This is a genomic window from Chitinophaga skermanii (genome assembly GCF_003259335.1).
Classification (GTDB): domain Bacteria; phylum Bacteroidota; class Bacteroidia; order Chitinophagales; family Chitinophagaceae; genus Chitinophaga; species Chitinophaga skermanii.
Genome location: NZ_QLLL01000012.1, coordinates 1 through 21593 on the forward strand (window position 1 = coordinate 1; position 21593 = coordinate 21593).

At 41.8% G+C, this 21593-nt stretch carries 23 protein-coding genes; 10 read left to right on the forward strand and 13 right to left on the reverse strand.

All coding sequences use genetic code 11. The annotated features are described in order from the left end of the window. Window positions 1–65 precede the first annotated feature (65 nt). The 5 genes from LX64_RS23485 to tgt form a co-directional block, all read right to left on the reverse strand. Window positions 66–941 (reverse strand): IS3 family transposase, encoded by an 876-nt coding sequence (locus LX64_RS23485; protein WP_111598168.1) that lies wholly within the window; start codon window positions 939–941, stop codon window positions 66–68. Further along, complete coding sequence (locus LX64_RS23490; RefSeq protein WP_111598167.1) at window positions 938–1279, reverse strand: transposase; 342 nt, start codon at window positions 1277–1279, stop codon at window positions 938–940. Before LX64_RS23490 ends, LX64_RS23485 begins: the two co-directional genes overlap by 4 nt. A gap of 243 nt (window positions 1280–1522) precedes the next feature. Further along, window positions 1523–2848 (reverse strand): citrate (Si)-synthase, eukaryotic, encoded by a 1326-nt coding sequence (locus tag LX64_RS23495; protein ID WP_111600150.1) that lies wholly within the window; start codon window positions 2846–2848, stop codon window positions 1523–1525. Window positions 2849–2965: 117 nt separating this feature from the next. Further along, on the reverse strand, window positions 2966–4051 hold the full coding sequence (locus LX64_RS23500) for an LptF/LptG family permease (protein ID WP_111600151.1): 1086 nt from the start codon (window positions 4049–4051) through the stop codon (window positions 2966–2968). Between the two features lie 96 nt (window positions 4052–4147). Next, window positions 4148–5278, reverse strand: a complete 1131-nt coding sequence (gene tgt / locus LX64_RS23505) for a tRNA guanosine(34) transglycosylase Tgt (RefSeq protein ID WP_111600152.1) — start codon at window positions 5276–5278, stop codon at window positions 4148–4150. Window positions 5279–5447: 169 nt separating this feature from the next. On the opposite strand from tgt, the gene LX64_RS23510 reads away from it, so the two are divergent. Together LX64_RS23510 and rsmG are read left to right on the forward strand one after the other, a co-directional pair. Further along, window positions 5448–6590: a glycosyltransferase gene (locus LX64_RS23510; protein WP_111600153.1), complete on the forward strand. Its 1143-nt coding sequence runs from the start codon at window positions 5448–5450 to the stop codon at window positions 6588–6590. Further along, complete coding sequence (rsmG, locus tag LX64_RS23515) at window positions 6581–7225, forward strand: 16S rRNA (guanine(527)-N(7))-methyltransferase RsmG (RefSeq protein ID WP_111600154.1); 645 nt, start codon at window positions 6581–6583, stop codon at window positions 7223–7225. Before LX64_RS23510 ends, rsmG begins: the two co-directional genes overlap by 10 nt. 77 nt (window positions 7226–7302) lie before the next feature. On the opposite strand, the gene LX64_RS23520 is transcribed toward rsmG, so the two are convergent. Both LX64_RS23520 and LX64_RS23525 read right to left on the reverse strand, forming a co-directional pair. Further along, window positions 7303–7821, reverse strand: coding sequence for a hypothetical protein (locus tag LX64_RS23520; protein ID WP_111600155.1), 519 nt, complete (start codon window positions 7819–7821; stop codon window positions 7303–7305). Window positions 7822–7840: 19 nt separating this feature from the next. Beyond that, window positions 7841–8140 (reverse strand): hypothetical protein, encoded by a 300-nt coding sequence (locus LX64_RS23525; RefSeq protein ID WP_111600156.1) that lies wholly within the window; start codon window positions 8138–8140, stop codon window positions 7841–7843. Between the two features lie 457 nt (window positions 8141–8597). On the opposite strand from LX64_RS23525, the gene LX64_RS23530 reads away from it, so the two are divergent. From LX64_RS23530 to LX64_RS23545, 4 genes are all read left to right on the forward strand, one after another. Next, on the forward strand, window positions 8598–9158 hold the full coding sequence (locus LX64_RS23530; RefSeq protein WP_111600157.1) for an RNA polymerase sigma factor: 561 nt from the start codon (window positions 8598–8600) through the stop codon (window positions 9156–9158). A 23-nt stretch (window positions 9159–9181) separates the two neighbouring features. Further along, the gene (locus tag LX64_RS23535) at window positions 9182–9628 is read left to right on the forward strand and encodes a hypothetical protein (RefSeq protein ID WP_148707437.1); all 447 of its coding nucleotides are present in this window, start codon (window positions 9182–9184) and stop codon (window positions 9626–9628) included. A gap of 42 nt (window positions 9629–9670) precedes the next feature. Further along, window positions 9671–9880 carry a hypothetical protein gene (locus tag LX64_RS23540; protein ID WP_111600159.1) on the forward strand — a complete coding sequence of 70 codons (210 nt, stop codon included), beginning with the start codon at window positions 9671–9673 and terminating at the stop codon, window positions 9878–9880. Between the two features lie 142 nt (window positions 9881–10022). Then, the gene (locus LX64_RS23545) at window positions 10023–10583 is read left to right on the forward strand and encodes a DinB family protein (protein WP_111600160.1); all 561 of its coding nucleotides are present in this window, start codon (window positions 10023–10025) and stop codon (window positions 10581–10583) included. 113 nt (window positions 10584–10696) lie between these two features. Here the strand turns inward: LX64_RS23545 and LX64_RS23550 are convergent, their stop codons facing one another. Together LX64_RS23550 and LX64_RS23555 are read right to left on the reverse strand one after the other, a co-directional pair. Then, entirely contained in the window at window positions 10697–12571 is a 1875-nt protein-coding gene (locus tag LX64_RS23550; protein ID WP_111600161.1) for a M1 family metallopeptidase, read from the reverse strand. Window positions 12572–12675: 104 nt separating this feature from the next. Continuing rightward, on the reverse strand, window positions 12676–13215 hold the full coding sequence (locus LX64_RS23555) for a hypothetical protein (protein ID WP_111600162.1): 540 nt from the start codon (window positions 13213–13215) through the stop codon (window positions 12676–12678). A 442-nt stretch (window positions 13216–13657) separates the two neighbouring features. On the opposite strand from LX64_RS23555, the gene LX64_RS23560 reads away from it, so the two are divergent. Next, the gene (locus LX64_RS23560) at window positions 13658–14338 is read left to right on the forward strand and encodes a nitroreductase family protein (protein ID WP_111600163.1); all 681 of its coding nucleotides are present in this window, start codon (window positions 13658–13660) and stop codon (window positions 14336–14338) included. Between the two features lie 118 nt (window positions 14339–14456). On the opposite strand, the gene rsmI is transcribed toward LX64_RS23560, so the two are convergent. From rsmI to LX64_RS23580, 4 genes are all read right to left on the reverse strand, one after another. After that, window positions 14457–15176 (reverse strand): 16S rRNA (cytidine(1402)-2'-O)-methyltransferase, encoded by a 720-nt coding sequence (gene rsmI / locus LX64_RS23565; protein WP_111600164.1) that lies wholly within the window; start codon window positions 15174–15176, stop codon window positions 14457–14459. A gap of 91 nt (window positions 15177–15267) precedes the next feature. Then, window positions 15268–15513, reverse strand: a complete 246-nt coding sequence (gene purS / locus LX64_RS23570) for a phosphoribosylformylglycinamidine synthase subunit PurS (protein ID WP_111600165.1) — start codon at window positions 15511–15513, stop codon at window positions 15268–15270. Between the two features lie 91 nt (window positions 15514–15604). Then, entirely contained in the window at window positions 15605–16372 is a 768-nt protein-coding gene (locus tag LX64_RS23575; RefSeq protein ID WP_111600166.1) for a CDP-alcohol phosphatidyltransferase family protein, read from the reverse strand. 119 nt (window positions 16373–16491) lie between these two features. Continuing rightward, window positions 16492–17784 (reverse strand): aminopeptidase P N-terminal domain-containing protein, encoded by a 1293-nt coding sequence (locus tag LX64_RS23580; protein WP_111600167.1) that lies wholly within the window; start codon window positions 17782–17784, stop codon window positions 16492–16494. 381 nt (window positions 17785–18165) lie between these two features. On the opposite strand from LX64_RS23580, the gene pckA reads away from it, so the two are divergent. From pckA to LX64_RS23595, 3 genes are all read left to right on the forward strand, one after another. After that, window positions 18166–19767, forward strand: a complete 1602-nt coding sequence (pckA, locus tag LX64_RS23585) for a phosphoenolpyruvate carboxykinase (ATP) (RefSeq protein WP_111600168.1) — start codon at window positions 18166–18168, stop codon at window positions 19765–19767. A 199-nt stretch (window positions 19768–19966) separates the two neighbouring features. Beyond that, window positions 19967–20854, forward strand: coding sequence for a bifunctional methylenetetrahydrofolate dehydrogenase/methenyltetrahydrofolate cyclohydrolase FolD (gene folD, locus LX64_RS23590; protein ID WP_111600169.1), 888 nt, complete (start codon window positions 19967–19969; stop codon window positions 20852–20854). A 113-nt stretch (window positions 20855–20967) separates the two neighbouring features. After that, window positions 20968–21591 (forward strand): 7-carboxy-7-deazaguanine synthase QueE, encoded by a 624-nt coding sequence (locus LX64_RS23595; protein WP_245952803.1) that lies wholly within the window; start codon window positions 20968–20970, stop codon window positions 21589–21591. Window positions 21592–21593: the final 2 nt, after the last annotated feature.

A 21593-nucleotide genomic window follows, 5' to 3' on the forward strand; every position in this document is an offset into this window, starting at 1 on the left:
TGTCTTGTACTAAAATAACTTGACACTTAGCTAGCGATATTACTAAATGAACTTGACAGGGTTTGTCAAATTACTGATTTTACTTGACAAACAGCTTGAATACCAGCATTATGCTTCGTAGCTGGTGTTTGTAAATCGCATCCAAAGTGCCGTCTATACTGGTTGTAGCGGTAAATGGCGCTATTTACCTGCTTTACGGCTGCTTGGAAAGAAGGAAATTGTTGGTTTAGTTCAAATTCCTGTTTCAAAATACCATTTACACGTTCGGCTAATGCATTTTCATATGGGCTCCCCGTCTGGGTCATGCTGATTTTAACACCGTTTTTTTGCAGCACGCTTACGTAATCGTTACAGCAATATTGCACACCGCGATCAGAATGATGAATGAGGGATTCGGCAGGTAAAGCCCTTGCCTTTAAGGCCCTTTTTAAGGCTGCAATACAGCCGTCAGCTTTTAAATTGGGGCTTAACTCGTAACCCACAATTTTCCTTGAATAAGCGTCTGTTATTAATGACAAGTGTATAAAACCATTTTTAGTAGACAAGTAAGTAATATCACTTACCCATAACTGTTCTGGTCGACTAGGTACCATTCCTTGGATTAAGCTAGGCCATTTACGGTAATGATGACTAGACTGCGTCGTATATACCCTCTTTTTGTGACGTTTTACCAATAACCCGTGATCGGCCAATAATGCGTGTAGACCATCCCTTCCTAGTTTTATGTTTTGAGACACAAAGGTGGGCTTTAGCTCCTTGTAAAGCTTAATAGTACCACTTTTTGGAACCATTTTCTTGACGGCTTGCACCAAGTCTAATACGACTGCTTTTTGCCAACTACTACTGCTATCACGTTGTTTAATATCATACCATGCTTGCCTTGTTTTACCAAACAAACCACAGATTTTTGACAAGGGGACTTCCCGCATTATCGCTTTCATTTGGGTGGCTGTTTGATGCCAAGCTTTTTTACGATATCAACGCCCAGCTCCTTTTCTGCATTTTTGATCAACATTTCTAAGGCTGTAATACGAAGTTGGGCATCCTTCAATTGCTCTTCCACTTCACTATTAGCGGTAGAAGCCTGAACACTAGATGATGTAGAAGCTTCATTCTTTCTAAACCATTCTACCATCGTTTGCACAACAGATGCACTTTTTAAACCATGCTTCCTAGCTAGTTCGGACATACTCAGTGAACCTGTGAGGTACTCACGGGCGATCATAATTTTGAAGGACTCCTCGTAAAGGAAGGCGCTACGACCATGTTTCTTTTTCATAATTATCTCAAATTTAGGCTAACTATATGTAAAGTCGTTTTAGGAACCGACATTGGAAATTACTTGGGAAGTACTTGGAGGTTATTTAGAAGTTACTTTTTGTTAGTAGGAAGGTATAGGTATATAATGGAGGGATAATGGGAGAAGTATTGGGGAGGTAGCTTAAAGGGATTGGGAGGGGGTATTAAACAGAAGAGGCTACCTTATAATGGGTAGCCTCTTGAAAGTATTTGGATACTTGTATTATCCTTCGATTACTTCTGCTTTTCCTTCTACGAAAAGTTTCATCCATTCGGTTGTTACAGATTTAGGTCTTTCGATAGATAAACCTAAAGCTCTATCCCAACATAATGATGCCAATACGCCTAATGCGCGAGACACACCGAATAATACTGTATAGAATTCATATTCAACTAAACCATAGTGAACGAGTAATGCACCAGAGTGAGCATCTACGTTTGGCCATGGGTTTTTAGCTTTACCTAATTCCGTTAAGATACCAGGTACGGTGTCGTACACCATCCATACGATGCGAACGAGTTCGTCGTTTGGTAAGTGTGTTTTTGCGAATTCCATTTGCGCAGTGAAGCGAGGATCGGTTTTACGCAATACAGCGTGACCGTAACCAGGTACCACTTTACCATCAGCCAATGTTTTACGAACATAAGCTTCGATTTGATCTTTGGTTGGCATTCCGCCGCCCAATTCTTCACGCATGTCTAAAATCCATTTGATTACTTCTTGGTTAGCCAAGCCGTGTAATGGACCCGCGAGGCCGGTCATACCAGCTGCGAAAGACAAATATGGATCACTTAATGCAGAACCTACGAGGTGCGTAGTGTGAGCACTTACGTTACCACCTTCGTGATCAGCATGGATCACCATGTATAAACGCATCAATTCGTTGAAAGCATCATCGGTATAACCCAACATGTGAGCGAAGTTGCTAGCCCAATCCAATTCGCCGTTAGGTTGAATGTGTTGGCCGCCTTTGTATTTACGACGGTAGATATAAGCAGCTACGCGTGGTAAGCGAGCGATGAGGTTTAATGAATCTTCGAAAACATAGCTCCAGTAGTCTTTTTTGTTGATACCTTCTGCGTAAGCTTTTGCGAATAATGATTCTGTTTGGAGAGCCATGATAGCGATGGTGAACATCGTCATCGGGTGGGTAGTAAGTGGTAATGCATCGATTGCATCAAAAACGTGGTTTGGCACGTGAGATCTTCTGCCTAAAACGCTGGAGATCGTTTGAACGTCGGCTTCTGTAGGTAATTCACCGATCAACATCAAATAGAATAAACCTTCTGGCAATGGTTCTTTACCACCTGGTGCCTTTGGAAGTTTTTCTCTTAATTCTGGGATTGAATACCCACGAAAGCGAATACCCTCATTCGCATCTAGCAGAGACGTTTCTGTCACTAATCCGGTAATACCGCGCATACCTTGGTATACTTGCGCAAGCGTTACATCTTCAATCTTCGTATTGCCATGATTTTTGATTAACTCCTTTACTTCCGCGCTTAATTCATCTGCTTTAACCTTAAACTTATCTTTTATATAGCTCATTTGCCGCTAAATTTGGTAATGTAAACAAATTCGATCAATGAACAAAAGTAAGAAAATTCCGAAAGCGTATAAACTAAAATTAGCCGCTATTCGTTACAAAATTGTTATAATTCTTACCTATTTCGGCGCTTTTTGATACAGATAGAAGGCTAAACCACCGAATACAAAATTCGGTATCCAAACGGCAAGAAGCGGGTCCAGCGAAGCTTTCGTGGCAAATACCGTGGAAAATTGTAAAAAGAGAATATAGCTGGCGCTGATAACAATACCTAAAGCTAAGTGTAATCCACTCCCCCCTCTTACTTTTTTACTAGCCATAATTCCACCAATCAATGTTAATATAATAACAGAGAATGCGGCCGATGTTCTTCTATAATACTCAACTTTAAACACGCTTAAGCCTTCACTACCCCTAATTTCCTCGCGCTCGATATATCGGCGCAATTCTGGTGTTGTAAGGGCTTCTTGTATGTTCTTATCGTCGGTTGCTAATTCTGATGGCTCAAATGGCAATTTTAACAGCGAGTCGGGCCTTTCATCCAAAGTTTCCTTTAAGCCTACAATCTTGCGCGAACTAACGCCTGTTAAGGCCCATTTCTTCGTCGCCGTATCGTAGCGGATACTTTGTGCTTTCATTTTGAAAAATACTTCTTCTCCTTTGATACGTTGCAATACAAAGCCCGAACCATAGTTCGATGCTACGTTGTAGTAACCTAAGGTTACATAAGTATTGGTATCTATACGGTAAGTTTTATCGGAAACCTGGCCCAAGTTATCATCCGGGCGGTGTACATATTTATTCTCGAACGTTGTACGGATACGGTTGGCAGCCGGTACCACGTATTGGTTGGCTAACCATAATATAAAGGCAAACCCAATAGCACCTACCCAGTACGGACGTAAAAATCTTCTAAAACTTACCCCTGCAGCCAAAATCGCAACGATTTCTGTGCGGTATGCCATTTTAGAAGTAAAGAGGATACAAGAAATAAAGATGAATAATGGGAATAACAAGGCCGCGATGTGCGGAATAAAACCAATGTAATATTCCATCACAATTTGTGTGAACGACAGGTTGTGTTTCATGAAATCGTCTACCTTCTCGGTAATGTCGATCACTACCGATATCACCAGCAGAACCATTAAACAGAAAACGAAAGTGCCGATGAACTTACGTAATATATACCAGTCAATTTTTTTCATGTAACCTGTACGTCGTGATGATGCCTTTTAATATGGATCGCGTTTGCCGCGAAATTTTGCCCAATTTAGTAATTAAAGTTTTTAGCGATGCAAGTTTTATAATCTTACTTGCAATTGTTTTACCATTCCTTCCTTCCAAGTAGCAAAAGTACCGGCTAGAATCTGCTTCCGGGCTTCTTTTACCAAATCCAAATAGAAGGCCAAGTTATGTATACTCGCTAATTGCATACCCAAGATTTCACCTGCCACAAATAAATGCCTTAAGTAGGCTTTCGTGTATTTACTTGTTGCCACGCAGGCACTGTTCTCGTCGATTGGTGTGAAATCGTCGGCCCATTTCTTGTTTTTGATGTTAATTACACCATTCCAAGTAAACAACATCCCGTTTCTACCGTTTCTAGTAGGCATTACGCAATCGAACATGTCGACACCTAGGGAAATATTTTGTAAGATATTCCATGGTGTACCCACGCCCATTAAGTATCTTGGTTTATCGGTTGGTAAAACATCGCATACCAATTCGCACATTTCGTACATATCGGCCTCTGGCTCGCCCACGCTGAGCCCACCAATGGCATTACCTGCACATTCTTTGGAAGCGATTACTTCCGCAGAAATCTTGCGTAGGTCTTTATACGTACTTCCTTGTACGATAGGGAAAAGGTTTTGTTCGTAGCCATAAACGGGCTCTGTTTCCGCGAAGCGCTTGATACAGCGATCGAGCCAGCGGTGTGTTAGCTCCATGGATTTCTTCGCGTAGCGGTAATCCGAAGGGTATGGCGGACATTCGTCGAACGCCATAATTATATCGGCACCGATGATTCGCTGGGTATCCATTACGTTTTCGGGCGTAAAGAGGTGGCGGGAACCGTCGATATGCGATTGGAACACGCAGCCTTCTTCTTTGATTTTGCGGTTATTGGCGAGGGAGAACACTTGGTACCCACCGGAATCGGTGAGTAATGGGCGTTCCCAGCCATTGAATTTATGCAAGCCACCGGCTTGTTTAATAATATCGAGACCTGGACGTAGGTACAAATGGTACGTATTGCCGAGGATGATTTGAGCATTTATGTCAGTACGCAATTGTTCTTGGGTAACGGCTTTAACGCTCCCCACAGTGCCTACAGGCATAAAGATCGGGGTTTCGATCTCGCCATGCGCGGTTGTCAACTTCCCGGCCCTTGCTTTGGAACCGGCATCGGTATGTAATAATTCGAACTTCATAATTTCAGCCTGCAAAAGTATTCCAATTTGTCAATAAAACAGTTGGGAACGAATTATACACTTGTTAATATTATTTCTTTAGGCCGCAGGTGCGGGTTTTAAAGAACGCCGAATAATAATTTTCAGAAACAAATATATAGGTAAATAAAAACATATATTTTTGCGGGCTATGTTGGATCTAGGAATCATAATCTTTTATGCGTTTGCAGTAGTAGCGGGGATCCAGGCATTGTATTACCTGGTGATTTTTTCCCGCTTAGCTTTTTACAAGCGTACTTTTAGCGATCAAGAACCTGCACAGTTACCGATTTCAGTGGTAATTTGTGCCAAGAATGAAGAAGTGGCTCTCCCGAAAAACCTGCCACAAGTATTACAACAGCGTTACGCCAATGATAAGGGTGTAGGGTACGAGGTGATTGTAGTAGATGATAACTCGGAAGATGACTCTAAATACTACCTCCGAAGCTTGGAACCTACTTTCCCTCATTTCAGGCATATAGAAATCAAACAGTCGGCCAAGTTCATCCCGGGCAAGAAATACCCTTTATCAATTGGTATTAAAGGTGCCCAGCATGGCGTTGTGTTGTTAACAGATGCCGATTGTAAGCCTGGTAGCACTTATTGGGTGTCGTATATGAGCCAAGGCTTTACGGAAGGGAAAGATATTGTATTGGGGTACGGTCCTTATTACAAAAAGAAAGGTTTTCTTAATAAAGTAGTACGCTATGAAACATTTTTTAGCGCCATGCAATATTTGAGCTTCGCCATGAGCGGGGCGCCATATATGGGCGTGGGCAGGAATTTGGCGTATAAAACCCAGCTATTCTTCGATAACAAAGGGTTTACTTCTCACCAACATATTGCTAGCGGCGACGATGATTTATTTGTGAATAAGGTGGCTAATGCTAAGAATACAGCCGTGGTGCTGGATAAGCATGCATTTGCTTATTCAGAGCCGAAAATGAGCTGGTCGTCGTGGTTTAGGCAGAAAACGCGTCATATGAGCACGGGTAAGCATTACCGGTTTGGTCATAAAGTGATGTTAGGATTATTCTCTTTGACGCACTTTTTGTTCTACCCGTTGTTGCTGGCAGCGGTGTTTGGCTTGTTCAATGATCCTTTGCTGTATTGGGTTTTAGGCATTTTTGCAGCTAAAACAATTATCCAAGGTGGTATTATGTATGGTGGTATGAAAAAGCTTCATGAGCAGGACCTCTTTTGGTATAGTTGGTGCTTAGATATCTTCATGTTGCTTTATTATGTTATTTTTACGCCCGCATTATTCTTCAAATCGAAGAACAAGTGGAAGTAATTATGGAGATCATCAACAAATATTTTAGCGATTTCACGCCGAAGCAGCAGCAACAATTTGAGGCGCTGGAGGCTGTTTATAAAGAATGGAATGAAAAGATTAACGTCATTTCCCGTAAAAACATTGATAGTTTATACGAGCAACACGTGCTTCATTCTTTAAGCATCCCGGCGATTGCAGATTTCCCGGATGGCAACCAGGTACTCGATTTGGGTACAGGTGGTGGGTTCCCGGGCATTCCTTTGGCGATTTTCTATCCCAATGTGCAATTTCACTTGGTGGATTCTATCAATAAAAAACTGAAAGTAGTAGAAGCCGTTGTAGAAGCCCTTGGCCTCGAAAACGTTACTACACAGCATACGCGTATAGAAGACATCAAAAACAGGAAGTTCGACCATGTTGTTTCGCGAGCTGTAGCACCGTTGAAAGACTTGTGGTTTTGGAGCAAACCTGTTTTGAAGAAATCGTCACCAGAGCATTGGGTAAATATGAAACATGGCCTCATTTGTTTGAAAGGTGGTGATCTTGGCCAAGAAATCTCTGAAAGTGGCACAAGGCCTATGCTGACTGAGATTTACGAGCTTTTCCCAGAAGAATATTTTAAAGAGAAATACGTGGTGTGCGTGCCTTGTTAATGTACATTTTGCAGATATTGAAAACGGCTGGTCCATAAGGATCAGCCGTTTTTTGTTTGTACAATATAGTTGTTAGTTTATGCTGTTTTTTCATGAGCAACCATTAATGTTGCATGATAGTGGAACGCCATTAAGAAATAAAAAAAATTGGGATGCTCTTGGTGAATAACTACACCAAGATAACTCGCCGAACCATTGGGATTAGGTGGTAAAATTTCAAATGAAATAAACTTCCAATCAAGGCCTTTAGATTTAGCCATTCTGCGGAAATATTTTGATCTTACTTTGTCAAGCAGATCAACCGAGTCGCATAAAAAAGTATAAATATTCAACTCATCATGCTGTTGAATATGGAAAAGAATGATATTTCTAAGGGTAATAGCTATGAATGGATCATAATGACTTTTCGAATTATACTCACTATCCAATCTTCGAAAATTTACTTCAAACGTCTTCCCTTCATTGTATAAAACATCATCATCAAAGTGATTCATCGATCTATAAAATTCCACTACATAACTCAAACCTTTATCGGTTACAAAGAAATAATATGGCTTTTCTTGAAGATCACAATGAGGGGTAAAAGGGTAACCCATAAAGAGGTGTATAAATGAACTAAAGATTTTGAATATTTCCCATGATCAATTTCTGTGAGGCACTCATAGCCAATAATTTGTCAAACGTTCCATCAGATTTTATTTGCTCAAATACATTTGCACATCTATCTTTTTGTTGTCTTTCTCGTTCCGCTAACCAAGCCATCCTAGCCAATTGTTTCCGATCAATCTTCTTTCTATACTCTTCAGTTTCTTGAACACGGAAAGAAAAAAATATCTCCTCTAATATCTCTTGTCTAGGTTCTTGAATGGCCAAATAATATGGATCTGTTATGTTTGTTTTAGAATAGTTTTCCATAGTAGTAGAATTAATCACTACAAATATCCCAAAAGCAGCTTAAACATACAGTTAAATACTTGTTAATCAACCAACTAAATATTTATATTGCACAATAATTCAATAAATATTGTACACTACAATTCTATAAGTAAAGCCTTGCAAAACAGGTTATAACCCATTTTTCAAGGCTTCAAATTATCCCGCCTACAACATACAATTGTAATTTGGCACCTGGCTCGACTTAGATATACCGCCACAATTGTCGCATTTCCACCATAGACATCACACTTCCGCCATATTTTACCCAAGATTACCCGAAATCCCTTGGTTCTTACTAAATTTACATACCCCGTATTTTTATAATGAAAAACAAAATCGAGGTTTTTATAATTTTTTTTGTAGCCCTTACAATATCGAAGAAACTTGATCGTCTACTTTAATTAAGATGAAAGAGTTGCTTCTCATAAAACCCAATATGGCAACGGAACAGGATCACCGTATACAACAAACCGTGCAAAAAGAACGGAAACGTTTGCTGCAGTTCATTCGTAAAAGGGTGGACAATGTAGCCGATGCCGAAGATATTTTGCAAGATGTGTTGTTCCAATTCACCCAGTACCTACGCGTGGGTACCCAGGTTGAATCAATTACGGGATGGCTTTTCGCCGTAACAAGGAATAAAATAACCGATTGGTTCCGCAAAAAGAAGGAAACCAACTTTAGCGCAGGGCAAATGGTCAATGGCGAAGGTGAAGATACTTTGTACTTATCAGATATCTTGGCCGACGTAAGCGCGCAAGCCGATGCTCCCCTATTCCGTAAAATTATCTCCGAAGCAATTATGGAAGCGGTAGACGAACTACCGGAAGAACAACGTTTCGTCTTTTTACAACACGAAGTAGAAGGCCGTTCCTTTAAAGAATTATCTGAAGCAACAGGTGTGTCGGTCAATACGCTCCTTTCACGGAAAAGGTACGCTGTATTGTATCTGAGGGAACGTTTATTCGAATTGTACAAAGAATTATCATCTAATTAAAAGCATTCAAAATTTATAATAAAATGGGTAGGTTCACTGCTGCTAAATTTTTTAAAATTCTCGTTTGTGGCGTCGCTTTTGTCGCCGTGATGGGTAGCGCCATCAAATACTTGTGGAACTGGTTAATGCCAACCCTTTTCAACTTACCATTAATAACTTTCTGGCAAGCACTCGGCTTATTCATTCTCTGTAAACTTCTCTTTGGCGGTATGTTCGGGGGAGGACCAAAAGGCAGTTGGAAAGATAAAAAATTATGGCGCGATAAAATGGCCGAAAAAATGAAAAACATGTCGCCCGAAGAAAGAGAAAAGATGCGCGAAAAATTGGGCAAATGTTGGTCACACCGCGGGCCATGGGGCGAGCAATGGCGTCATTTTGAAGATGAATTGAAAAATAATCCATCCAACACAGATACATCTACCCATACACACACGGAAACTAAAGAAGAAAAGCCTCCTTATCAATCCTAACTACTTGAAACCATGATTGCTTATTCCTTAAATCACCATGCTATGATTGGCATTTTTAAAACGAATATCAATACCCAACACGAGAAGTCTTCGGTCATCTCGGCGATTCGTAATCACTTTGAAGTAAGTGCTTGTAATGTGGATTTGGAAGATTGTGATAAAGTGTTACGCATCGTCGACCTCAAAACTTCGGAAGAAAATATCATCGCCTTCGTTCAACAACAAGGCTACGAATGTGCCATACTGGAATAAGGTATCTGCCATAGAATCGTCAAACCCTTTGTTGTTGATACATGCCTAGGAAAAAAGGTTTAATTTAGTGATCTGCCTATTGAAACACTAAACCTTGCTTCATTCCTGCATCTTTATTGGTTACTATCAACACAACAACACAATGAACAAACATACCATACATGAACAACTTAACACCCGTTTCAACGATTTCGCCACCTTTGTAAAAGGTTTATCGAATCATCGCTTCGTTGTTTCTCCTGAAGGGAAATGGTCGGCCGGGCAACAACTCGACCACCTCATCAAAAGCGTTAAACCCGTGAATGCGGCCTTAAACATGCCTAAAATGTTACTCCGTTTCTGGGGAACACCCAAACGCCCCAATATGCCATATGATGAGCTGGTTGCAGAATACCAACAAGTACTCGCCGCAGGTGGTACCACTACCCGCGCTTATCTTCCAAGCATCATTAGCGAACATCAACGCGATACGCTCTTGAAAAATTACTTTCAGCAAAAAGATAAGCTTCTATTACAACTTGGCAAATGGTCGGAAGAAGAACTCGATAAATACCAACTACCACATCCTCTACTAGGCAAAATTTCCATGCGCGAAGTATTGTACTTCACGATGTACCATACTGAACATCACCTGCAAACCTTGCAGCAACGGGAAATGCCGAAGAAAAGTTGGACGGATCAATTGGAACAATTATTACAATAATACTGACGTCTATATACACAAAAAGCGATACCTACCGGGATCGCTTTTTTTATGTATAAAAAAATCCTCCCTATTTGCATAGAGAGGATTCAATATATTGATATATCAACGAATTACTTCGCCGGGTAAGTATTGTTCGTACGATCGATATCGGCCATGCGTTTGCTTGGATCGATAACGATACTGGTGATGCTGCTCAATGGAGCATCGATGGTAACGGTGTAAGTTGGTGATGTCCATTTCCAATTATCATGCACGATACGTTGTTGTGCAGGATTTTCATTCGGCTTTTCACCGAACATTAAGCCCATTGGGATATAGTGCATAACCTCTTTATCGCCTGTTTTAACCACTAAATCGATTGGCATAGGGAATAAACCTACTCTGCGCAGTGTTACAACGGTTTTGCCATCTTTCTCTACTACTGTATCAATACCGTAATCAATATGCTTCGTACTGTTTACGAAATATTGCTTGTACCAATCGAGTTGGATATTACTTTGCTTTTCCATTACGCGAATGAAATCGTTCACATTGGGGTGTTTAAAGCGCCATTGCCAATAGTAATTCAACAAGCCTTTATCACGGTTTTCAGCGCCAATAACATAACCCAATTGTTCTAAGAATACAGCGCCTTTTGAGTACGCTGTTACGCTGTAGCCCATATTGGTGTTGAAGTGATCACCATGCGTGCTCATAGGTTCTTCGAAACCACTTTTTACAAGGTTGAAATAACCTGCGTAGCTGCCGGCATGTGCCCAACGACCTTTACCTGCATCGGTCGTATTGTTGATGATGTTGTCTTCACCAAATGTAGTGAAACCTTCATCCATCCATGGATACAAGCTTTCGTTTGTACCCAACATGCCTTGGTACCAAGAGTGCATCCACTCGTGTACAGCTACCCCGTATAATCCGTCCATGTTACCATTACCCATAATCAATGTTGCCATTGGGTACTCCATACCACCATCACCACCTTGAATAAAGGAATATTGCTTGTATGGATATGGACCGTAATGCTCTTTCGCGTAAGCATAAGCTTTCGCCATCATGTCGGGCAAGTTAGGCCAAGTCGTTTTTGTTGTTTCGTTTTCGATGTAGAAGAAGTGAGCAGTGAAGTTGTCGATTTTCTTCTTGATATGTTTATAGTCTGGATCAGCAGCCCACACGAAGTCGTGCACATTAGGAGCTTGGAAGCGCCAGGTGAGCTTTTCGCCTTTGGGGCGGTTTACTTTTGCACCATCCTCTTCGTAACCGTAACCGATTTCGTTTGGATTTTGCAAATAACCTGTACCTGCTATTACAAATTTTTTATCGATTGAAATGTTGACATTGAAATCGCCCCATACGCCGAAGAATTCGCGCGCAACGTAAGGATCAGTATGCCAACCTTCGAAATCGTATTCCGCGATTTTAGGATACCATTGTGCCATGCTGTAATCTACCCCTTCGCGGTTATTACGACCACTACGGCGAATTTGTACAGGTACTTGCGCTTCGAAAGTCATATCGAATACAACTTTTGAATGTGGCAGAATGGGTTTATCTAAATCAACAATCAATACCGTTTCATCTGTTTTGAATTGTTGTGCCTTGCCATTCATTTTTAAGGATAACACCTTTTGGTAACCAATTTCGGTTGGTGATAATTTAGAAATACGATCGGTCACACGTGCATCCCAATCGTAACGAGGATTCCCGTTCCTGTCTTTCCCTACCACAACTTTACCTAATTCTTGGCTGCGAACGTCCATCATAGAACCAGGCTGAAACGCGTTCCAGAATAAATGATAAAACACTCTTTTTAAGGTATCGGGCGAATTGTTGGTATACTCTAATTTTTGCGTCCCTGTAAAGCGATGGGTATTGACATCCATATTGATATCCATGTCATACTTTACTCGTTGTTGCCAACGATCGGTTTGTGCAAAGGCACCGGTAACTGCCAAAAGCAATACCAAACCGGATAAAACAGATTTCTTCATGTTGTTGTGTTGTTCCTTATGTTAAGTTGCTAAAATACAAATTACTCCGTTTGTACAAGGGGAAAATGGAAGAGTGGAGATCAGCAAAGATAAGCGTAGCAAAGCTATTCTTCCTCTTCTAAGTAATCGTCGAGGTCGATATCATCCATATCGCTTTCATCGCGTAAGGTGGCTAGGTATTCGTTGGTACTCATGGGTTTAAAGAGTTCGAAACGAAGTAGGCGGCCATCTTCCGGGTCTACGAAAAAGGCTAGGCCTTGGGCAGGACAAACATTGGTTATTTCAGAGAAATCGGTAACCGTAGTGCCTGCGCTAAAGTCGAGGATCACTTCAGGTTCGGGCCATTCGTTGGGAATGACGTGCCCTATATTGATTTCTTCGGTATTGCATTGCACCTCAATTTTCGACCAATTATCATTTTGATAAAAGATGGTTACTACTTCCTGCACATTAGGCAGAATGGCGGTTTTAGCTGAATAAACGAGATTTTGGGTACCGAGAATCATGCTTTCACCAACTGGTTCTGCAGCATTGAGGCAAGTGAGAATATCGGCTAATGATATTTTCTGCGCTAGTTCGGGCCAGCGAGCGAGTTGTAAATCTTCAGTTACGGATAATAATTGCGTACAGTTGGAAGTCGTCATACAAGCTAAACTTTTGAATCTTTTAAAAATGCTACCGTGTCTTAAGGCGTAATGGGTTAAAATGCAGGTATAATCTAAAGATAACGTTTTTTACTGCATTACAAAGGAATGCAACCCTTTATTATTAGCAGCAAGCCAGTGCATAAAACCTCTGAAAACCCGCTCTTTTCACTCTTTCAAGCGCAACTTTTCTTCCAGCTATATTAATTTTTCATATTAAAATACTTATTAATTTTTCATCACATGAAATAATCACTGTATATCAAGAAAATCCCAGGTTGCCTGCCTGCCTATTTCTATACTACTCGTACCTATTTTCTCAGTTCAAAAAATCCCCTCAAAGCTCGTTCAATAGCGGATTTCCACATCAAATTTTAATTTCCCAAACAGCGAATTTTCTGTAAGTTGCTATACAACCTAATTAAACCAAAATCGTCTGCTTATGTCAACTAAGCTCATCGAAGGCCACCCCTTCGTGGCCTATCATCGTACAACGTTCGATGCCGACACAATGCTCGCGCGCTCCCGCGAAATGTTCGAATGGATGAATGCTAGAAGAACTGTGAGAGATTTTTCCAAAAAGCATGTACCGCGTGAAGTAATCGAAAACATTGTACTCGCTGCCAGCACGGCTCCTTCCGGCGCACATAAACAACCTTGGACATTCTGTATTATTGAGAATCCTATTCTCAAAAAACAAATCCGCGTAGCCGCTGAAAAAGAAGAATATAAAAGCTACAACGGGCGAATGTCGGACCGTTGGCTAAAAGATCTACAAAAGCTTCAAACCGATTGGCACAAACCATTCTTAGAGGTAGCGCCTTACTTAATCGTTATGTTTAAAAGAGTGTATGAGTTTGAAGAAGATGGTCATAAAAACAACAATTATTATGTACAAGAAAGCGTCGGTATTGCTGCCGGCTTCCTACTACAAGCTATCCACCATGCTGGGCTGGTTACCTTAACACATACGCCAAGCCCCATGAATTTCTTGGGTGATATTTTAGGGCGCCCCGAAAATGAAAAAGCTTTCTTGTTACTACCCGTCGGCTATCCTGCTGAAGAATGCTGGGTGCCAGATTTACAACGCAAAACGTTAGATGACGTAGCCGTTTTCTACTAAGTGTATGGTTTTTAATTTGATAGTAAGGTCGACTCCACTCAGCCGGGGTCGGCCTTTTTTGTATAAAAAAAGCTTCATCTACTAGACGAAGCTTTGCAATTATAAAAGCGGGATACGATTATTCATCGTCATCATCGTCGCTATATTTATTTTTTTTCTGTTTGGGGTTGATGAATCCTTCCACGATAAAAACGATCTCTCCTTTCACACCCTTTTCAGCGAAATAGTCTCTTACTTCTTGTAAAGTACCGCGTTTATTCTCTTCAAACATCTTCGAAATCTCGCGGCTAACACAACATTGGCGGTCGGGACCGAAATAGTTGATAAAGTCTTCCAATGTTTTTACGAGCCGCATCGGCGATTCGTAAAACACCAAAGTGCGTTCATCTGTAGCTAATTGCGTGAGTAACGTATGCCTGCCTTTTTTAAGCGGTAAGAAACCTTCAAAAGCAAAGCGGTTCATAGGAATGCCGCTATTCACCAAGGCCGGCACAAAAGCAGTGGCTCCCGGCAAGCATTCTACCGTAACGCCCGCCCTGATACACTCTCTTACAAGCAAAAAGCCGGGATCTGACACCCCAGGTGTACCAGCATCTGTTAACAAAGCCATGGTTTTACCCATCTGCAGCTGTTGAACGAGGTGTTGTAAAACTTTATGTTCGTTGTGCTGATGATAAGGAGTAATGGGCTTATTGATATTATAATGCTTTAGTAGTACGCTGGAGGTACGGGTATCTTCGGCCAAAACCAGGTCGGCCTCTTCCAGCACTTTTACAGCGCGGTAAGTAATATCGGCGAGGTTGCCAATCGGCGATGGAACAAGGATTAATTTGGCCATATGAATGGTACACAAGATGAAACGCTGTGTAACGCCCTAAAATGAGCATTGCACAGCGTTTGATCAAAGCGGTGTAAGCGCTTCAGGAATATTATTGAATAGTGATTTCGTAGAATTCCATTACTTGGTTTGCCAATAATTTTTGGCAAGCGTTTTCAGCAATGCTGTAAGCATCTTCTTTGCTACCAGCTTCGATTTGCAAGGTAATGTGTTTACCAATTCTTACATCGTGCACGCCTTTCATGCCGAGGTTATTCAATCCGCCCAAAACAGTTTTACCTTGTGGGTCCAATAATTCCTTCAGCGGCATTACATTAATAAGTGCAGTAAAAGTCATCGTTCTAAAATTTTGACGCAAACCTACGTGATTTTATAATAAATAAGAAGGCAAAATCCATTTGCTTCTTATCAAAATTTCTTGTACTACGTTACGCTTGGCTGATTTTCGGTGGCATTACCAGCGATAAAATCACGTAACTAGCAAAAATAAACGGCACTGCCGCGAACTTCAAAACAGGGATGCTAATTACCACGATAGCCAAAATAATGAACCGCGGGATGTTTTCTTTGGCCTTCAATTTCTTGAATTTCATGCTAATCATCGGGTGTGGCGATACCATGAGGTAGCAAAGCACAGCGATAATGCCATATAACACCCAAATATTCTGTAAATAATGAGCCATGCCGAACGAATCATACAGCATAATTAACGGGAAAGATGCCACCATCAAGCCTACTGCCGGTGTGGGCATACCGATAAAGTTCTCACTTTGACGCGTATCCAAGTTAAACACAGCCAATCTATAAGCCGCGAAACACGGTACCAATAAAGCCGGTGCTAAGTTTACGAGCGACACATCAAATACATCCGGCATTTGCATGTATGCGCTTCGTAATAAACGGAATAAAATCATACCCGGTACTACCCCAAAACTAACCACGTCGGCCAAGGAGTCCAATTCTTTCCCCAAAGGCGATGAAACCTTTAACCAACGCGCTACCATACCATCGAACAAATCGAATACACCGGCTAATACCACGAGAATAGACGCCCAGTAAACGGGGGCCGGGCTAATTACTTTGTAATCGTTGCCATTATATTCTGTCAGGGTTTCCGGTGCATACAGCACGAAAATGATGGCGAGGGCGCCACAGAATAAATTACCGAGGGTAAGAATATTGGGTAATTGTTTCATAGTAAAATACACATTGCTTGTTATAGCAATGCATTAAAGATATAAATGTTCTGGATAAAAGAAACCCCGTACAGCACACATTCCATTAGGAATTGCGGCAACACGGGGTTTGCAGGTTATTATTTCTTCATCAAAGCCTCAATTTCATCGGCCGTGATCGGAATATTCTTCATGAGATCAATATTACCACTCTCGCGCACCCAAATGTTATTCTCGATGCGAATACCCATTTGCTCTTCCTCGATGTAAATACCAGGCTCGATAGTCATCACGGCATCGGCTGGTAATGGCTGCGTCATGGAAGGACCTAAATCGTGTACATCTATACCTAGGTGGTGAGAAATACCATGGTACAAGTACTTGCGGTAAGCGCGGTTAGATGGGTCTTCGTTTTTCACATCTGCTTCGGTGAGTAAGCCTAATTTGATAAACTCTTTGGTGGCTTCGTCGCCTACTTGCTCGTGGTATTGCGCCAACACGATACCAGGCTTCAAGATGCTTTTCGCATAGTTGTGTAAGTGCAAACATGCGTTGTACACGTCGCGTTGACGTTTACTGAACTTCCCGTTTACAGGCACAGTACGCGTTAAATCGGCATTGTAACCACCGTATTCAGCACCGAAATCCATCAATATCAACTCGCCATCTTTACACTCTTGGTTGTTAGAAACATAGTGTAACACGCGGGCACGATCGCCAGAAGCTAGAATAGAGCCGTACGCTTCGCCTTTAGAGCGGTTACGTAAGAACTCGTGCAAGATTTCTGCGTGGATTTCGTGTTCCCACACACCGGGCTGAATGAAGCCCAATAAGCGGCGGAAAGCTTTCTCTGTAATATCCATGGCTTGTTGCATTACAACAATTTCCTCTTGGGTTTTAACAGAGCGGAGTTCCTTCAACAGGGGTGCCGAGCGGAGATAATTATGTAAAGGATAACGCAATTTCATTTCTTGTGCATAACGGTAATCGCGTACAGGCACATAGTTGGACTTGCGGTTGTTTTCGTTTGTGTTGAGGTAAATGTTAGCTACATCGTGAATCCAAGGCTGCAAAACACCTTCGAGTACATCGAGGTATACAATTGAAGTAATACCTGAAATAGCCGTTGCTTCATTGTTGCGTAAGCGATGGCCATCCCATTTCTCCTTTAATTCGTTTGGGCGCACTAATACCAATACTTCACGGTATTTCGGGTCGGGGAAAGAAGGATTCAAGATGAGCATTGTATCTTCTTGCTCAATCCCTGTTAACCAATATAGGTCGGAGTTTTGTTTAAAAGGAAACAAGGCATCGCCATTTGTTGGCAATTCGTCGTTCGAGTTAAAAATCGCAATGGAGTTTGGTTGCATTTTCGCAACAAAACGTGCACGGTTTTTAATGAAAATCTGTTGGTCCAGCGGTAAAGCTTTCATGCTATATGCTTTTAATAATCTATATAAATGCGGTTCTTCGTTTGCGGGTTCAAACCTACAGAGAAATCGTTTACTGGCAAAACCGGAGTTCTAACACCTTTTTAGTATAAAACAGTCAATTTCAAGTGTGTAAAAATGACGCAAACCCTATAAAAATCAACATTTTAGGTTCATATTTAACTTACCAAGATACTTTCTTCACTAAATCGTCACCTACTTACTATCGTTTTGCCTACTTGAAATCGATGTTTATTGAAAATATTCTAATCCTCTACCCTCAAAACCATCATTACATCGAAATTTAAGTGGTACAACACTTATAAAATTTGACAAAATCAAAAATTACCTAGTTTTGCCTTTACACCAAAACAATCTTTCTTTATGCAAATCAGTAGTGTAAGAGATGCTCTTACAGAATTAAAGGAATTAGGCATAGAGAACATCGCTAACGTACACTATCAACTAACGCCTGAAGAACTCGTTGCACAGTCTGTATCAATGGGTCAGGGCGAATTAGCCGATACAGGTGCGTTGGTTGTTAATACCGGCGAATTTACCGGTCGTTCTCCAAAGGACAAGTTTATTGTAAAAGATAGCTTGACTGCAGACAGTGTGAATTGGAATGATTTCAATCTTCCGTTTACTGCCGAAAACTTTGATAAGCTCTACAACAAAATCACCGCGTATTTTTCTGGAAAGGAAGTATGGGTGAGGGATTGTTACGCATGTGCTGATCAAAATTACCGCGTGAACATTCGCGTGGTGAATGAGCAACCATGGGCCAATCTTTTTGCTTACAACATGTTCCTCAGACCAACCGAGGAAGAATTAGAAACGATGGAACCCGAGTGGACAATTCTCCAAGCTCCGGGCTTCCTAGCAGATCCGGCTGTTGACGGTACGCGTCAACACAACTTTGCCGTTGTAAATTTCACGAAAAAGACCATCATCATTGGTGGTACCGCTTATACCGGCGAAATGAAAAAAGGTATATTTACGATTCTCAACTACGTATTACCACACGATCGTAAAGTGTTGAGCATGCACTGCTCTGCCAACCAAGGTAAAGATGGCGATACAGCTATCTTCTTCGGCTTAAGCGGAACAGGCAAAACCACATTAAGCGCCGATCCTAATCGTAAACTTATCGGCGACGATGAACATGGTTGGACTTCTTCCAACGTATTCAACTTTGAAGGAGGTTGCTATGCCAAGACAATTGACCTTAGCGCAGAAAAAGAACCCCAAATATTCAAAGCTGTAAAAGAAGGCGCGCTGTTGGAAAATATCGCTTTCTTCCCAGGTACCAACAAGGTAAACTATGCCGACAAATCGATTACTGAAAATACGCGTGTATCTTACCCGCTGAATTATATCGATAATGCATTGGAACCTTCTGTAGGTAACATTCCTAAAAATATATTCTTCCTTACTTGTGATGCCTACGGTGTATTGCCTCCAATTTCGAAGCTTACACCTGGTCAAGCGATGTACCAGTTTATTTCTGGTTATACTGCTAAAGTTGCAGGTACTGAAGCCGGTGTAACCGAGCCTAAATCTACTTTTAGTGCTTGCTTTGGCGCACCTTTCCTTCCTCTTCACCCAGCGAAATACGCACAAATGCTCGGCGAAAAAATGCGTGAGCATAAAGTAAACGTTTGGTTGATTAACACGGGTTGGACCGGCGGCGCTTACGGCGAAGGACACCGTATTAAATTGAACTTTACCCGCGCCATGATCTCCGCAGCGTTAACAGGCCAATTGGATAACGTACCATACAACGAGCATGCTGTATTTGGTATCGCTTACCCAGCTAGTTGCCCGAACGTTCCGGAAGAAATCTTGGATCCGCGTAACACATGGAGCGATAAAGCCGCTTATGATGCGAAAGCGAAAGACTTAGCTGGTCAGTTTGTACGCAACTTCGAGAAGTATGCTGCACAAGCGGATGCTGAAATCTTAGCCGCAGCACCAAAAGCCTAAGCTGCTTTTAGAATGTAGTGTTTAGAAAATTAAACAATAGGAAATCCTGGCTTCGGCCGGGATTTCCCTTATATAGCCCTTCCTCCCCCCGAAAAAAAATAACCAGTCAATACCACGCCCAGGGCCTTTTTTACCCTTTACATAATGTTAAAGCCCTGTTATCCTCCTCAAAATCCAATAATCCTGCTTAACTTTGCACATGCAAATTTTGGACGGTAAATTAGTTTCAGCGGCTATTAAAGCCGAATTGGCAGAGCAAGTAGCTCAATTGAAAGCAGAAGGCAAGAAAACACCTCACCTTGCCGCCATCTTGGTGGGTAACAACGGTGCAAGCGAAACCTACGTAGCTTCAAAAGTTAAATCTTGCGCAGAAATCGGGTTTAATTCAACTTTACTGCGCTTCGACGAACACATCTCCGAAAAACATCTCCTCGATCACATCACTTCCTTAAATGAAAATGCCGATATCGACGGTATCTTGGTACAGTTACCTTTACCGAAACATATCAACGAAGAATTAGTGATCAATAACATCGATCCAAGTAAAGACGTAGACGGGTTTCACCCCATGAACGTAGGTAAAATGGTGAGCGGCTTACCGACTTTCATTCCTGCAACGCCTTACGGTATCATGTTAATGTTGGAACATTATAACATCGAAACAAAAGGTAAACATGCCGTTGTAATTGGTCGTAGCCACATCGTTGGTACACCAATGAGCATTTTACTGAGTCGTAATAGCAACCCGGGCAACTGCACCGTTACATTAACACACTCGCAAACAAAGAACTTGAAAGAGCTTTGCTTGCAAGCAGATATTATCGTGGCTGCCATTGGTAAACCAGGTTTCGTAACAGCGGATATGGTAAAAGAAGGTGCGGTGATTATCGACGTAGGTATTAACCGTATTGCCGACGAAACTAAGAAAAGCGGTTTCCGCTTAGTAGGTGACGTGAAATTTGATGAAGTAGCGCCGAAATCAAGCTATATCACGCCGGTTCCGGGTGGTGTTGGTTTGATGACGATCGCTGCCTTGTTGAAGAATACCTATCATGCCGCTATTGGCCAGAAAGGTGGAATGAACTAAAGATTATTCAATCGAAATAATTAAGCCTGCATTCCACGCGAGTGCAGGCTTCTGTTTTAAAGAGGCCCGTATAAAAATTTGGGGAAGGTACGGGGATTATAGAATTTTGTATTATGGACACGAGTATTGCAACAAACAATCGCACATTACCGGTTATGGAATATTTCTACACCATTCAAGGTGAGGGATTCTATCAGGGCCAAGCAGCGTATTTCATCCGTTTGGGTGGATGCGACGTAGGATGCCATTGGTGTGACGTGAAAGAGAGTTGGGATGCCGATAAGCACCCAAAGTACGACGTTGCCGATATCGTATCACAAGCCGCCCAATTCCCCGGTAGAATTGCCGTTATTACAGGTGGCGAGCCCCTCATGCACAACCTCGATGCCTTAACCAGTGCCCTCCATGAAGCTGGCTTCCGCACACATATCGAAACTTCCGGCTCATCACCACTCAGCGGTTCGCTGGATTGGATTACCCTTTCTCCTAAGAAATTCAAAGCGCCTTTAGAAGAGGTAAACCGCGCTGCCCACGAATTAAAGGTGGTTATTTTCAACAAGTCCGACTTCGCGTGGGCCGAAAAACACGCTGCATTGGCTAGCCCGGGCTGTAAACTGTATTTACAACCCGAATGGAGCAAAGCCAAAGAAATGACGCCATTGATCGTAGATTATATCAAGGATCACCCACAGTGGCAGCTTTCATTGCAGGTGCATAAGTATATCAACGTTCCTTAATC